Here is a 14,238-nt window from a genome sequence, read left to right on the forward strand (position 1 = left end):
ACAGGTCTATCAGGCGCCGGATACGAGTGCCTCCAGCGACGGCAGGATCAGGGCCGGCGGCAAGTCCCGGTATTCCTCCGGCTGGTTGGAGCGGTTGATCCAAACCGTGCGGAAGCCGAATTTGGTGGCGCCCGCGATGTCCCAGCGATTGGAGGACTGGAAGGAGATCGCGCCGGGATAGAGGCGCCATCCCGTGGCGACAATGTCGTAGACTGCTGGATCGGTCTTGAAGCGACGCGCCGCATCGACCGAATAGATGTCGTCCAGGACCTGGTCGAGTGCCGCTGACTTGACCGCCGCCTCCAGCATTTCGGGCGAGCCATTGGAGAGGATCGCCAGCCTGGCGCCCGAAGCCTTGAGCGCTTTCAGCACGGCCGGCACTTCGGGGTAACAGTCCAGCCTCCAATAGGCTTCCAGCAGTTTCGCCTTGAGGCTCGGATCGGCCGAAGGGACCTTACGCAAGGCGAAGTCCAGCGCCTGTTCCGTCAACTGCCAGAAATCGGCATAGGCGCCCATCAGCGTGCGCACCCAGGAGTATTCGAGTTGCTTGGCGCGCCAGACTTCGGACAGGAGCTGGCCGTCCGGTCCGATCGCGTCTGCATGGCGGCGCACGGCCGCGTGTACGTCGAACAGCGTGCCATAGGCGTCGAAAACATAGGCGGCGTATTGCATGGCAACAGTTTTGAGGCGAGGCGGGACAAGGTGCAAGCCTTGATTGCCTCGCACCCGTCGCTGGCCTCAACAAAACTCCCCGATGCTGGTTGACGGCAGCGACCAAAGCATCATCCAATGTTGTCACACAAGATTGACCGGAACAGGAAAACGCGATGACACTGGCTGCGGCGGCGCAATCCGCGACATGGACTTTCGTCGATGGCGATTGGTATGAAGGCAATGTCGCCATTCTGGGACCGCGCAGCCACGCCATGTGGCTCGGCACCAGCGTGTTCGACGGGGCTCGCTGGTTCGAGGGCGTCGCGCCCGATCTCGAACTTCATGCCGCACGCGTCAATGCCTCGGCGACCGCGCTCGGCCTGGCGCCGAACATGACGCCCGAGCGGATCGTCGGGCTGACCTGGGACGGATTGAAGAAGTTCGACGGCAAGACGGCGGTCTACATCAGGCCGATGTACTGGGCCGAGCATGGCGGCTACATGGGCGTGCCGGCCGATCCCGCCTCGACCCGTTTCTGCCTGTGCCTCTATGAATCGCCGATGATTTCGCCGACAGGCTTTTCCGTGACCGTGTCGCCGTTTCGGCGCCCGACCATCGAAACCATGCCGACCAACGCCAAAGCCGGCTGCCTCTATCCCAACAACGGCCGCGCCATCCTCGAGGCCAAGGCGCGCGGCTTCGACAACGCGCTTGTGCTCGACATGCTGGGCAATGTCGCGGAGACCGGAAGTTCGAACATCTTCCTGGTCAAGGACGGCCATGTGCTGACGCCGGCGCCCAATGGAACCTTCCTGTCCGGCATTACCCGCTCGCGCACGATGGCGCTGCTCGGCGACTATGGGTTCAGGACGACCGAAAAGACGCTGTCGGTGCGGGATTTCCTCGAAGCGGACGAAATCTTCTCGACCGGCAACCACTCCAAGGTGGTGCCGATCACCCGCATCGAGGACCGCGACCTGCAACCTGGCCCGGTGGCCAAGAAGGCACGCGAACTCTATTGGGATTGGGCGCATTCGACCTCGGCTGGCTGAGGCGGCCAGTCCGGCCTTTTTGTCGCTGCGCGGTTGGCCGCGGGAAAAGCGTGTGACAGTTCTCGGGAACCCGCTTAGAAAGGGAACCGACGCTCCACTTCCGGAGTTGTTCCAGCTCAACCCCGACCTATCTTACTCCGGTATCCACACCGGATTTTCCACGAGGGAGTACTACCCATGGCTTTCGAATTGCCCGCTCTGCCCTACGACTATGAGGCCCTGCAGCCCTATATGTCGAAAGAGACGCTGGAGTATCACCACGACAAGCATCACAAGGCCTATGTCGACAACGGCAACAAGCTCGCCGCCGAAGCCGGCCTTGGCGATCTTTCCGTCGAAGAAGTGGTCAAGCAGTCGTTCGGCAAGAATGCCGGTCTCTTCAACAATGCCGCGCAGCACTACAACCACATCCATTTCTGGAAGTGGATGAAGAAGGGCGGCGGCGGCAACAAGCTGCCTGGCGCGCTGCAGAAGGCTTTCGACAGCGATCTCGGAGGCTACGACAAGTTCAAGGCTGATTTCATCGCCGCCGGCACGACGCAGTTCGGTTCGGGCTGGGCCTGGGTTTCGGTCAAGGACGGCAAGCTGGCGATCTCGAAGACGCCGAACGGCGAAAATCCGCTCGTTCACGGCGCCTCGCCGATCCTCGGCGTCGACGTCTGGGAGCACTCCTATTACATCGACTACCGCAACGCTCGCCCGAAATATCTCGAGGCCTTCGTAGACAGCCTGATCAACTGGGATCACGTGCTCGAACTCTACCAAAAGGCAAATGCCTGATCGATCTTCCGAAAAGGCCCGGCACCCCGGGCCTTTTCTTTTTATGTCGAAGCCCCACCGCAGCTAATGCATGTCGCCCGGAAGTGTCGTCGGTTCCGGGACAACGACATGCATAAAATCAGAAGCTTACAGCAGGTCGTGCGAATCCTATTCGCCGCGACATGCTGTAGGGTCGTCCAAATCCATGCGGAGAGAAGGGAATATTCCTCCTCCTGCATCCGTTAACGTCCTATCCTGAAATACCTTCTCACGGAGCCAAATGAATGAGAAAGCTTGTCATCGCCATCTCCATGCTCGCGCTCGCCGCGTCGGCCGCCTTTGCCGATCCGATCCTCGACCGGCAGGCTCTGATGAAGGAACGCGGAAAGATCGTCGGCGGCCTGTCGAAAGTGGCCAAAGGCGAGGAGCCCTTCGATGCCGCCGCGGTGCTGACGCAGTTGCAGGCGTTGCAGGTAAATGCCGAGAAATTCGACGTAGAGGCCTTGTTCCCGAAGGGCAGCGATGCCGGCGACACCACGGCGGCGCCAAAGATCTGGGAAGACATGGCCGGCTTCAAGGCGACCGAGGATAGGTATCTCGCCAAGGTCAAGGCCACGGTCGCAACCGCTCCGGCCGACGTCGACGCGCTGAAGACGCAGATCGGAACCATCGGCTCGGACTGTGGCACCTGCCATCAGGGCTACAGGGTTAAGAAGGGCTGATCTCCTGACATGGCATGGCTTAAATCGCCAGCCATGGCATGGCTGAGGAAGCTCGCCGGCGCAGCCCTCGTTCTTGGCATCGCCGGCGCGGCCGCCGGGTGGCTGCTGTCGGCGCCGGTCAGGCTGGAAGCAACGGCCCTGGCCCAACTCGGCCCCGGCGATGTTGCCCGCGGCAAGCGCATCTTCTATGCCGGCGGCTGCACCTCCTGCCACGCGAAACCCGGGTCGCAGGGCGATGCACGGCTTCAACTCGTGGGCGGGCTTGAACTCAAGACGCCGTTCGGCACCTTTGTTCCGCCCAACATTTCGCAAGATCCCAAGGATGGCATCGGCGCATGGTCGGTCGAGGATCTCGCCAATGCCATGCTGAAGGGTGTTTCGCCCACGGGTGAGCATTTCTATCCGGCATTCCCCTATGCCTCTTACGCGCGCATGAAACCATCTGATGTCGCCGACCTCTACGCTTTCCTGAAGACGCTTCCCGCCGTCGCCGGCAAGGCGCCGGGCAATTCGTTGGCGTTCCCGTTCAACATCCGGCGAGGCATCGGCCTATGGAAGCGCCTCTATCTCAGCGACCAGCCTGTCATTCCCCTGCCTGATGGCACGCCGGAACCCGTGATGGCAGGCCGCTACCTGGTCGAAGGGCCGGGTCATTGCGGCGAATGCCATACGCCGCGCGACTTGGCTGGCGGCATCAGGAAGGGCCAATGGCTGGCCGGTGCCGTGGCCGCCGAGGGCTCGGGCGTCGTGGCGAACGTCACTTCGGGTGAGGGGGGTATCGGCAGCTGGTCCGCGTCCGACATCGCAAACTACCTCGAAACCGGGTTCACGCCGGATTTCGATTCCGTCGGCGGCGCCATGGTCGACGTGCAGCGCAACATGGCCGAGCTGACGGCGGACGACCGTGCGGCGATTGCCGCCTATCTCAAAGCGGTGCCGCCGCACCCCAACGGCTATCCGGCCCGCAAGAAAAGCACGAACTAATCTTCGGATTCCAGGTGGCGATCGCCGAGGAAATCGAAGCCCGTTTCGAAGAAATGGTGGTAGTTGCAGGTCAATTCCTCACCCGGGGTGATGTCGCGCAAGGCGTAGGTTTCCTCGGGCGACGAGACATCGCAATTCGGCTCGTCGTCATGGTTCATGTAGCGGGCGTCGTCGGCTTCGAAGACGATATAGGCCGGATCGCGCCGGTCGGGGTAGGAATAGCGGTCGAGATAGTTCTTCACCGGCCCGGTCTCGCTCTCATAGGTTTCGACGTCGATGATCCGGTCGAACCGGGGGTCGAGCTTCCAGACCAGCGTGCCCTTGGCAATGTGCTTCTTGGCAAACACGCCGATGCCCTGGATCGGCGATTTGTCGAGATAGACGTCGACGAGCAGCATAATGGACCCTTGTGCGAGTTCGGGCTTCGTTGCCCGGGAAAATCGTGCTTTGGGTAGCGCGCGACCGTCGCAATTGCGAGCGAAAATCAGCCGGGCGGAACTCAAAAAATCATGATCATCATGGCTGCCGGCAAACCTGGGCCGCCTGGCCTCAGCGCTGTTGCAAGGCCAGGCGGACACCCAAGGCGCAATAGATGCCGCCGACAACCTTGCCCTGCCATTTCAGCATCGTCGGATTTCGGCGCAGGAAACTGCCGAGCCGCCCTGCGCTCACGGCAAACACCACTGTGCTGAATAGGCCCAGCACGACGAAGATGATCCCCAATGCGGCCAACTGAACCATCGCCGATCCGTTTTCGGGCCGCACGAACTGAGGCAGGAACGCTAGGAAGAAAAGCGCGGTCTTGGGGTTGAGCACCTCGGTCAGGACGGCCTGTCGAAACGCCTTGCCGGCGGAGATTGCAACCGCGCCGGCGGTCGGATCGGTCGGCGCTTTCTCGACGATGGCGCGAATGCCAAGGTAAACGAGGTAGGCCGCGCCGATATACTTTACGATGCTGAACAGCGTCGCTGATGTGGCGATGATCGCCGAGATGCCGACCATCGCCATGACGGTATGAAACACGTCGCCGGCCGCGATCCCGGCGCCGGTGGCGATCCCGACCCTCGTTCCCGAACTTGTCGCGCGCGCGATCGTCAACAGCGTGGCAGGACCCGGAATGAAGACAAAGCCGAACACAACCGCGATGTAGGCTATCAATGTGGACAGATCGATCACCGCGGCGTTCCTCCGTAAGCTATGCTTTGTCCGTCACCTTCAGCGTGAAGGCATAAGTATAGGCGATCTCCTCCAGGCGCGAAAACCGGCCGGACGCACCGGCATGGCCGGAATCCATGTTGATCTTGAACAACACCGGATTGTCGCCGCTCTTGCGGTCACGTAGCCGCGCCACCCACTTGGCCGGCTCCCAATAGGTGACGCGTGGATCGGTCAAACCGGCGAGCGCCAGGATCGACGGGTAGTCGAGCGCGGCGACATTGTCGTAGGGCGAATAGGCGGCGATCGTCCGGTAATCATCGGCCGACGCGATCGGATTGCCCCATTCCGGCCATTCCGGCGGGGTCAGCGGAAGCGTCGCGTCGAGCATGGTGGTAAGCACATCGACGAACGGAACCTCGGCCACGATGCCCCCGAAGCAATCCGGCGCCATATTGGTGACGGCGCCCATCAGCATGCCGCCGGCCGAGCCGCCTTGCGCGACGATGCGGTCATGCGTGGTATAGCGTTCGGCAACGAGGTGGCGGGCGCAGGCGATGAAATCGGTGAAGGTGTTCATCTTGTGCGCCCGCTTGCCGTCATCGTACCAGCCATAACCCTTGTCCTTGCCGCCGCGGACATGGGCGATGGCAAAGACCACGCCGCGGTCGACCAGCGAGAACCAGTTGGTATTGAAGGCGGCCGGCACGGCAATGCCGTAGGAGCCATAACCGTAGAGCAGGCAAGGCGCGGAGCCGTCCAGCGGCGTGTCGCGGTGATGCAAAAGCGAGATCGGCACCAGTTCGCCATCGGCCGCGGGCGCCATCAGCCGCCTCGTGACGTAGTGGTGGGGGTCGTGGCCGGACGGCACTTCCTGGGTCTTGAGCAGCACGCGCTCACGGGTGCGCATGTTGTAGTCGAACATCTGCGACGGCGTCGTCATCGACGAGTAGGAGAAGCGCATCATCTCGGTGTCGTATTCCAGGGACCCTGAAAGGCCGAGCGAGAAGGCTTCCTCATCGAAGAAAATCAGATGCTCTTCGCCGCTGGCACGGTCACGCACGACGATACGCGGCAGGCCTTCCTTGCGCTCGAGCCGGACCATGTGGTCCTTGAATCCGATCACCGACAGGATCAGCCGGCCCGGTTCATGCGGCACCAGTTCCTGCCAGTTGGCGCGGACCGGATCGCTCGCCGGCGCCGTCATGATCTTGAAGTCCTTGGCACCGCCCGCGTTGGTCAGGACAAAGAAGATATCACCGCCTTCCTCCAGCTCATATTGAAGGCCGGTCTCGCGCGCCGAAACCAGCTTAGGCTCGGCAAACGGATCGCTGGCGCTCAGCAGGCGGTATTCCGAAGTCTCATGGTCATTGATGCCGATCATGATCCATTGATTGTTGCGGGTCCCGTCGACGTTCATGAAGAAGCCGGGGTCGGTTTCCTCGTAGATCAGGCGGTCGTTTTCAGGGGCCTGCCCCAGTGCGTGGAACAGCACCTTCGACGGCCGGTGGTTTGGATCGAGACGCGTATAGAAGAACCCGTCATTGCCCGCGTCCCACACGCCCGAACCGCCGGTGGCGGGAATCTGGTCCGCCAGTTCCTTGCCATCGGCAAGGTCGCGCACACGCAGCGTGTAGAATTCGGAACCCTTGTCATCGAAGGCCCACAGGAGCTTGCGATGATCGGCCGAATGTTCGACGCCGCCGAGCCGGAAATAGGCCTTGCCCTCGGCCTCGGCGTCGCCGTCGAGCAGAATCTGCTCGGGTCCGCCATCGCGCGGCATGCGGAAATAGCGCGGCTGCTCGCCGCCAAGCTTGAAGGAAGACCCATAGGCGTAAGGCCCGTCCTTCATGGGAACGGAAGAATCGTCTTCCTTGATGCGGCCCTTCATTTCCTTGAAAAGCTGCTTTTGCAGATCCGATGTGTCGGCCATCAGCGTCGATTGGTAGGCATTCTCGGCTTCGAGTTCGGCGCGGATCCCAGGATCGAGCAACGATGGATCCCTGAACATCTCCTGCCAATTATCCGCCCTGAGCCAGGCATATTCGTCAGTTCGCGTGATGCCGTGATGTGTGTCGGAGACCGGCCTTTTTTCGGGGGCAGGCGGGTTGACGATTGGAAATCGGGAAGTCCTGGTCATTGAGTCTCGCTCTGGAAATATCTTGAACGACGAATGAACACGCCGATCAGGGCGGTTCAAGAGCCGTGGCGTAGAGGTGGTGACGGCCCATGAGATGGCCGGGAGGAGAGAAGATGACCATTCGGTCTCGTATTACTGCGGCCTTCGCCGTTGTTTTGCTAACTCTGGTCTTTGCCGGCCAGTCTCATGCGACCGTATTCGCGGCTTGGCAAGTGGCCAGTGCGCAATGGGTTGGCAACCTGTGGTTTTGTGAACAGATATGAACAACCAAGCTTGTCGGTTTGGCCGCCAAGAAAACCGGAGCATTGAAACTTGCTTTGTGAGTTATCGCGAATGTAACGGTTAGCTGACCCAACGTCAGCCTTTGTCGGTTTGGCGACCGAAATATCGAAAAATTACATGGCGCACGAAAGATTGAAGCTGATCCCGGAATAGTTGATCATCATTCCTAAATATAATGCGCGGAGCGAATTGACTTACTTGACGTGTGGTCGCATTGATGTCCCCGTGACACGAATCGTCGCAGCTCTATCTGCGCAAAATTCGTGCAATGCCCTGATTGTAAAAAAGGGCACAGACCGACGTAACTCTTGTTGGGGCCTGAAGACCATGGATATTGTCGAAACACCTTCCCGAAACAATGATGCGCTGATCGAGCTAACCGCCGATGTGGTGGCTGCCTATGTCAGCAACAATCCCGTGCCGGTCGGCGAACTGCCGAACCTGATATCCGATGTCCATGCCGCTCTCGGGCGTGTGGGCGGAACCGTCGAACAGCCGCCTGCCGACAAGCAGAAGCCGGCTGTCAACCCGAAGCGCTCGGTTCATGACGACTACATTGTCTGTCTTGAGGACGGCAAGAAGTTCAAGTCGCTCAAGCGTCACCTGATGACCCACTACGATTTGACGCCCGATCAGTATCGCGAAAAGTGGAACCTAGACCCAAGCTATCCGATGGTTGCCCCGAACTACGCGGCGGCCCGTTCGCAGCTTGCCAAGAAGATGGGCCTTGGCCGCAAGCGCAAGGCGCGGTAGTCGCGGCTTGCCGGATTAGAACTGAAATCAAACGGCGCCTTCGGGCGCCGTTTGATTTTGCGGGCGAGAGCAATTCCATGAAAGTGTGAACCGGTTTTCCCGGGAAAAGCGCGTTGCGCTTTCCCTAATGCATGTCGCCCAAAAGTGACCTCGGTTTTGGGAAGACGACATGCACAAAAACAAAGACCTAAAGCGCGTCGCCTGAATCCGTTTCGACGCGAAACGCTTTTGGAATTGCGTCAAAACAAAGAAGATCGCAGGCAGAAAGCCTGTCAGGCAGTCTGCGCGAGCGCCATCTCAGCGTCGCGTTTGATGCGCTTGACCATCGAGCGAAGGCCATTGGCGCGCTGGGGTGACAGGTGCTCGTCGAGGCCGAGTGCCTTCAGCGTCGTTTCAGCATCGGTTTTCTGGATTTCGCTGGCCGACTTTCCGGAAAACAGCGCCAGCATGATCGCTACCAGTCCGCGCACGATATGGGCGTCCGAATCGCCTGTAAAGGTGATGACGGGATCGGCGCCCGGACCCCGTTCGGTGGTAAGCCAGACCTGGCTGACGCAACCTGGCACCTTGTTGACGGCGTTACGCTCCGCATCGGGGAAGGGAGGCAGCGCTTCGCCAAGCTCGATGACGTAACGATAGCGGTCCTCCCATTCCTCGAGGAATGAGAAGTCGTCTCGGATCGTCTGGATCGTGGTCGTCATGACCCGGATATAGTGATGCGGCAGCGCCGCGTCACGGAAAAAACAAGGACACCGCAGGCGTCGAGAGGGCAGACGGTCCGCGGTGCGCCGTCGAGACGGCTTAATTCTTTATCGGCAGATTGACCGTTTCGGGCAGGACGATTTCTTCCGGCACGCTGCCCGTCATTGTCGATGTGTCGGGGCCGGCGGACTTGTCGTCCAGCATGGCGGCCGCGATCTTGGCGGTCTCCTTGGCTCGTGCGGTGATGGTGTGCATCGCCGATTTGCCCGTCTCGCAGACATCGGGCTTGCGTTCGCATATCCCGGCGATGTCGCCGACAGCGTCGCGCGCCGCGAACAGGGCCTGGATGGGCCCGACGCTTTCCTGGCCCGTTTCATCGGACCCGACACCCAGCGGCAGCGCCAGCAGCACCAGTGAAAACCAGAAAGCCATTCTTATCAGGAAGAACATGCCTCGCCTCTCGTCGTGACCGGATCATGCATCACATGGCATGACCTCTTTTATGGGCAGGATGTTGGCACGCAGGCACGAAGGACGGCTTGCACGATCGCCGAGAATTTTCCTCAAATTTTAGGCAAACTCGAAACGAAGCGTTTTTGCTGTCGATTTGTTTCGTATCGGAACGATTCTCGTTACCATCCGATAACCATCTATGTAATTGTTTATACGATATTTTTCGCAAACGAAGGCGATCCCGTTCCTGCTTCTGGGCCGCTGATGGCGGGCGTTCGCGAATAACCCTCCGTTTACTATGGCTGCATTTGCCCGGGTTTTTGGCCGCCGTCATCCCGATATTTGCCGCAGGGCCGGCCTTGGTCGGCCCTGCCTTATCCATTCCTTAAACGCTGAATGCGAGTTTCAAAGCCAACCAAGACAATCTGCGAAAGCAGAGCTGTTCACGACGAGTGCGAGTGCGTTGAGTTGATGCCGATCGAGGCCAGATACGCTGAATTGCCTGGCGCAATGGCGGCCGGTTGTGAACGCATGGTTCATCCCAGCGTTCTCGGGCGGAGCGACCGCGAGCGCCAGCGCCGTTTCATCGGGGTCATGCTGGCCGCGCCGTTCTTTGCAGCGGGTGCCGCGGTCACGCTGGTTACATCGGGCATGGGGGCGGCCGTGACCATGGCCGCCATCTTCGCGGCCTTCGGACTGTGCTGGTTCGTCGCGCTGCTGGTAGCAGCGACGGGCAAGATGGCCGCCGCGGGACCCATCGCCCTGGCGATGGCGGCGATTGCCCTTGGCGGTCTCATCGGTGCCGCCGGCGGATTGAGTTCACCTGTCGCCATGCTTGCGCTTGCGCTGCCATTCGAAGCCTGTTGGATCGGCGCCTCGCGGCGTGCGGCATTGTGGGGAGGCGCCTCGGCCGTCATCGCCATCGCCCTTCAGTCCCTGTCGGCCGCCTTCCTTCCATTCGCGGACGCGCACATCGCCGCCTGGCACTGGCTGGTGCCGTTGGCCTGGGCGCTGACCCTCATCCCGCGCATATCGGCGTTTCGCGGCGCCGCCGGCGCGGCCGATACGGTCGATGCCGGTGACCGACTGGAAGACATCATCGACGCGGTGGTCTTGCGGGTTGCCCGCCACGGCGAAGTCGTGGATGCGTCCGCCAAAGCGCGCACGCTTCTTAAATTGCCGCCTGAGCTGTTGTCCGGAACGGGCCTCTTCGATCGCGTCCACCTGTCGGACCGTGTCTCCTATCTCAGCGCCCTGGCCGACATGCGTGACGGCGCACTGTCGCGCCGCCTCGAATTGCGCATCAGGCTGCCCCAGACTGGCAACGGCGCTCACGCCGGAAATGGTTTTGTGGCCGACAACTATCAGCCATTCGCGCTCGAACTCCTGCGCGGCGAGGAACAAAGCGACGTCTTCACGCTTGTCCTGCGCGAGAATGACGAGACCGCGCGGCTGCGCGAAGAACTGGCGCAAGCCAATGAGACGGCCGCCGCCGCCGAAGTGGCCAAGGGCCGCTTCCTTGCCGTGGTGAGCCATGAGCTGCGCACACCCTTGAATGCCATCATCGGCTTCTCCGACATGCTGCTGCACGAGATGTTCGGCGCCTTCAAGGACCCGCGCCAGAAGGAATATGTCGGCCTCGTGCGCGATTCGGGCCAGCATTTGCTGGCGGTCGTGACATCCATACTCGACGTATCGAGGATCGAATCGGGCGCCTATGCCACCGAACCGGAGCCGTTCCGGTTCATGGAAGCCGTCGACATGTGCCAGTCGATGATGCGGCTGCAGGCGCAGGCCAAGAACATCGACCTGCAGACTCAGATCGCCCCCGACGCAGGCGATATCAATGCGGATCGCCGCGCCGTACAGCAGATGCTCATCAACCTCGTTTCCAACGCGATCAAGTTCACGCCCGACGGCGGCGATGTCGTCGTCGGCGCCAAGCGGATCGGCTCACGTCTGCATTTCTGGGTCAGGGACACCGGCATCGGCATTGCCGAGGAGGATTTCGCCAATCTCGGCAAACCCTTCATGCAGATCCAGAACGACTATACCCGCCGTTTCGAGGGGACGGGTCTTGGCCTTTCCCTGGTGAAGGGGCTGGTGACCTTGCACGAAGGGACCATGTCGATCGAAAGCATGCCGGGCGAGGGCACCACGGTGACCATCAGCCTGCCGGTCAGCGGGCCGAAGGGACGCCCCGCCAACCCGACCGGAGTGCTGACGATGCCGGTGACGAGGGCGAAAGGGGACGCAAATGGCTCGCTCCGCAAAACAGGCTAAGGCGGTCAAACGCCGCAGCAACGCCTTTCAGGACGGCGCCATCGCCGTCGGCGGCATGATTTCGCGCAATCCCGTCCTGGTGGGAGGATCGACCGCATTCCTGGTGACGCTGTTCTACGTCTCGGCGAACGCGCTGTGGTATCAGCCTTTCCCGCACGCCGGGGCGTTTTTCGCCACCCGTAATTTCCAGGGCTTTCCGCACGCCGCAGCCGACGAGCCGGAGACGACGATCAACATCGTGCGATCCAATGCCGCGCCCGCCCCGATCAAGGGCGATCCGGTGGTCGAGCAGGTGCAAGGCATATTGAAGGATCTCGATTTCTATTCAGGCACCGTCGACGGCATTTCCGGCCCCAACACGCGCAAGGCCATACAGGCATACCAGCAGAAGGTCGGGCTGAACGCTTCGGGCGAGATCGACGCGCTGCTGCTGGACCAGCTGGGCGCAACGCCAAAGACCGCCGCCGTGCCCAAGCCGCAGCCTCGTCCCAATGTGGCGCCGGCCGCCGTTCCCGTCTCCTTGCAGACGAATGAGGCACAGACGAATGCCGCTTCGCAGGGGCCTGATCCCCGCATCGTCAAGATCCAGGCCGGGCTCAAGGCCTTCGGCAATGACGACATGCAACTGGATGGTGTCGTCGGTGCGCGCACCAAGGCGGCGATCAAGGAATTCCAGTCGCTGTTCGGGTTGCCGCAGACCGGCGAGCCCGACGAGATCGTCTACGTCAAGATGCGCGAGATCGGCCTGACCAACTGACGGCCGAAACGACGGCTCGCTCTGCTTACGAAATTTCGATAGAGAGCCCGCATGTCGTCGGGAGTCTTCCATGCGCGTAACCGCTGATCTGTGGGTTTCGGCCCTGTTGCGCCGCGTTTTCGGCGCCGGCGGATTTGCCGCCGTGGTCAATCGCGGTGCGACCGAGGCCGGGGCTGTCTTCATCCTGGCCCGGGGCAGGATGGGTGAAACGGCTCTCTACGGGCCGGCGCCGCAGACAAGCTACGATTCGGCCAAGCCAGAGGACCGTTTTTTCAGCCTTCTCGCCACCGGCGATGATGCCGCCGTGCTGGACGCCAGACTTGAGCGCGAGAAAAAATTCGATCCCGACATCTGGGTGGTCGAGATCGAGGCCGGGAGCGTTCCCGTCGAGGAGCTTATTTCCGTGAAGACGCCCTGAGGCCGGGAGCGTCGGCTTCGTCGCTGTTGGAGGTCTTGCGGCTGTCGACGTTTGTCGGCGAAGCGTCGCGAGCCGTCCTGGACAGGGTTTCGGCTTTCCATCCCCGCACTTTGTCCAGGGCTGCATCGCGATGCAGCAGGCGGTAACGGTCGAGATAGGTGCGGATGGCTTGCGGATGCGGGAACAGGCCGGGATAGACGGCAACCGTGATCAGGAATGCCCGGTCCTCGCTGAAGTCGAGCGAGCGCAGCGCCGCAAGCAGCGGCGCATAATTCTGGTTGGCGGTCAGCGATCGCGCGATCGAGAAATCAATGTCGAGGGCGTCCGCTAGCGCGGTCTGGAAGAACGCGGCGTTTCCCGTCAGTGCCGTCTCGCGCAGTTTGACGTAAGTATCCGCACCTGGGAACGCATCGACCTTCGCCGCCAAGGCTTCGTCGCCGGTGTGCATCATGGAGCGCAGCCTGCGCCGTGCGTTCTCGGCGGCAACGCCGGGCGTCTGCTGAGTTTCCGCGCTGTCCGCCGTCGCCTTCGTTTTCACGGCAAGGCTTTGCGCCGGGGCTGCTTCCGGATCCCGCACCCGCACCAGGGTCGGTCGTTCGAGCGCCCTGATCAGATCTGCGATGGTCGGGTTCAGGTCTTTGCGCCGTGATATGGCGCGCGCATGCGGCAGCCCGTGCCGGCCAATCAGCGCGATCAGGTCGATATCGCTGACCGCGCGTGAGCGGATGAGCAGCGGGGCGGCAACGTCGACCGACTCCTCGCAGAGGCGCCGCACCAGGGCCGCGGGCGCATATTCGCATTCGGAAAGGGCGGCTGCCACGTAGCGCCGCGATTCGACGGGCACATCGTCGAACAGCGGCAGCGTCAGGTCTTCGAGCTGCCCGATCTCGCGGCGCGACGGGCGGGTCAGCGAGCAGAATGCCGACACGGCGGCGCGGAACAACCTTTCGGCTTTTCCCGATTCCGTCCTTATCGCGATTTGCCTGAAGTCCGAAGATGACACGAAGGATACGCCTGCAACAGAAACACACCTGGCCTCGCGCCACCGGGACTATGTCGGTTTCGCGATTACCTCGGTCAGAACGTTCTGACCTGGGAACAAAGATCAAGTTAGCGGCGATCCG

Annotated in this window: 15 protein-coding genes; 8 read left to right on the top strand and 7 right to left on the bottom strand. The window is 61.5% G+C overall.

Annotated features, from left to right (window positions below):
- Nucleotides 1-9 precede the first annotated feature (9 nt).
- The gene (locus tag FJW08_RS08570; RefSeq protein ID WP_140810136.1) at nt 10-672 is read right to left on the bottom strand and encodes a haloacid dehalogenase type II; all 663 of its coding nucleotides are present in this window, start codon (nt 670-672) and stop codon (nt 10-12) included.
- 155 nt (nt 673-827) lie between these two features.
- On the opposite strand from FJW08_RS08570, the gene FJW08_RS08575 reads away from it, so the two are divergent.
- The 4 genes from FJW08_RS08575 (at nt 828) to FJW08_RS08590 (ending at nt 4,171) form a co-directional block, all read left to right on the top strand.
- Nucleotides 828-1,706: a branched-chain amino acid aminotransferase gene (locus FJW08_RS08575; protein ID WP_140762886.1), complete on the top strand. Its 879-nt coding sequence runs from the start codon at nt 828-830 to the stop codon at nt 1,704-1,706.
- Between the two features lie 177 nt (nt 1,707-1,883).
- Nucleotides 1,884-2,486, top strand: coding sequence for a superoxide dismutase (locus FJW08_RS08580; protein ID WP_140762889.1), 603 nt, complete (start codon nt 1,884-1,886; stop codon nt 2,484-2,486).
- A gap of 263 nt (nt 2,487-2,749) precedes the next feature.
- Nucleotides 2,750-3,187: a cytochrome c gene (locus tag FJW08_RS08585; RefSeq protein ID WP_140810137.1), complete on the top strand. Its 438-nt coding sequence runs from the start codon at nt 2,750-2,752 to the stop codon at nt 3,185-3,187.
- A 33-nt stretch (nt 3,188-3,220) separates the two neighbouring features.
- The gene (locus FJW08_RS08590; protein ID WP_140810238.1) at nt 3,221-4,171 is read left to right on the top strand and encodes a cytochrome c; all 951 of its coding nucleotides are present in this window, start codon (nt 3,221-3,223) and stop codon (nt 4,169-4,171) included.
- Here the strand turns inward: FJW08_RS08590 and FJW08_RS08595 are convergent.
- The 3 genes from FJW08_RS08595 to FJW08_RS08605 all read right to left on the bottom strand — a co-directional run bounded on the left by FJW08_RS08595 (nt 4,168) and on the right by FJW08_RS08605 (nt 7,466).
- Nucleotides 4,168-4,569 carry an SET domain-containing protein-lysine N-methyltransferase gene (locus FJW08_RS08595; protein ID WP_140810138.1) on the bottom strand — a complete coding sequence of 134 codons (402 nt, stop codon included), beginning with the start codon at nt 4,567-4,569 and terminating at the stop codon, nt 4,168-4,170. The genes FJW08_RS08590 and FJW08_RS08595 overlap by 4 nt on opposite strands.
- Nucleotides 4,570-4,720: 151 nt before the next feature.
- Nucleotides 4,721-5,347, bottom strand: coding sequence for a LysE family translocator (locus FJW08_RS08600; protein WP_140810139.1), 627 nt, complete (start codon nt 5,345-5,347; stop codon nt 4,721-4,723).
- A 19-nt stretch (nt 5,348-5,366) separates the two neighbouring features.
- Nucleotides 5,367-7,466, bottom strand: coding sequence for a S9 family peptidase (locus tag FJW08_RS08605; RefSeq protein WP_140810140.1), 2,100 nt, complete (start codon nt 7,464-7,466; stop codon nt 5,367-5,369).
- A 609-nt stretch (nt 7,467-8,075) separates the two neighbouring features.
- On the opposite strand from FJW08_RS08605, the gene FJW08_RS08615 reads away from it, so the two are divergent.
- Nucleotides 8,076-8,501 (top strand): MucR family transcriptional regulator, encoded by a 426-nt coding sequence (locus FJW08_RS08615; RefSeq protein WP_027143963.1) that lies wholly within the window; start codon nt 8,076-8,078, stop codon nt 8,499-8,501.
- 272 nt (nt 8,502-8,773) lie between these two features.
- Here the strand turns inward: FJW08_RS08615 and FJW08_RS08620 are convergent, their stop codons facing one another.
- Together FJW08_RS08620 and FJW08_RS08625 are read right to left on the bottom strand one after the other, a co-directional pair.
- A complete protein-coding gene (locus FJW08_RS08620) occupies nt 8,774-9,202 on the bottom strand; it encodes a SufE family protein (protein ID WP_140762903.1) in 429 nt (142 codons plus the stop codon).
- Nucleotides 9,203-9,302: 100 nt separating this feature from the next.
- Entirely contained in the window at nt 9,303-9,653 is a 351-nt protein-coding gene (locus FJW08_RS08625) for a DUF5330 domain-containing protein (protein ID WP_140810141.1), read from the bottom strand.
- Nucleotides 9,654-10,187: 534 nt separating this feature from the next.
- On the opposite strand from FJW08_RS08625, the gene FJW08_RS08630 reads away from it, so the two are divergent.
- The 3 genes from FJW08_RS08630 to FJW08_RS08640 all read left to right on the top strand — a co-directional run bounded on the left by FJW08_RS08630 (nt 10,188) and on the right by FJW08_RS08640 (nt 13,114).
- Nucleotides 10,188-11,939 carry a HAMP domain-containing sensor histidine kinase gene (locus FJW08_RS08630; RefSeq protein WP_140810143.1) on the top strand — a complete coding sequence of 584 codons (1,752 nt, stop codon included), beginning with the start codon at nt 10,188-10,190 and terminating at the stop codon, nt 11,937-11,939.
- A complete protein-coding gene (locus FJW08_RS08635; protein WP_140810144.1) occupies nt 11,914-12,696 on the top strand; it encodes a peptidoglycan-binding protein in 783 nt (260 codons plus the stop codon). Before FJW08_RS08630 ends, FJW08_RS08635 begins: the two co-directional genes overlap by 26 nt.
- Nucleotides 12,697-12,766: 70 nt before the next feature.
- The gene (locus FJW08_RS08640) at nt 12,767-13,114 is read left to right on the top strand and encodes a DUF1491 family protein (protein ID WP_127871331.1); all 348 of its coding nucleotides are present in this window, start codon (nt 12,767-12,769) and stop codon (nt 13,112-13,114) included.
- Here FJW08_RS08640 and FJW08_RS08645 read toward each other — a convergent pair.
- Nucleotides 13,092-14,117, bottom strand: a complete 1,026-nt coding sequence (locus FJW08_RS08645; protein WP_140810145.1) for a hypothetical protein — start codon at nt 14,115-14,117, stop codon at nt 13,092-13,094. The genes FJW08_RS08640 and FJW08_RS08645 overlap by 23 nt on opposite strands.
- Between the last annotated feature and the right edge of the window lie 121 nt (nt 14,118-14,238).

The organism is Mesorhizobium sp. B3-2-1, from assembly GCF_006439515.1.
GTDB lineage: Bacteria > Pseudomonadota > Alphaproteobacteria > Rhizobiales > Rhizobiaceae > Mesorhizobium.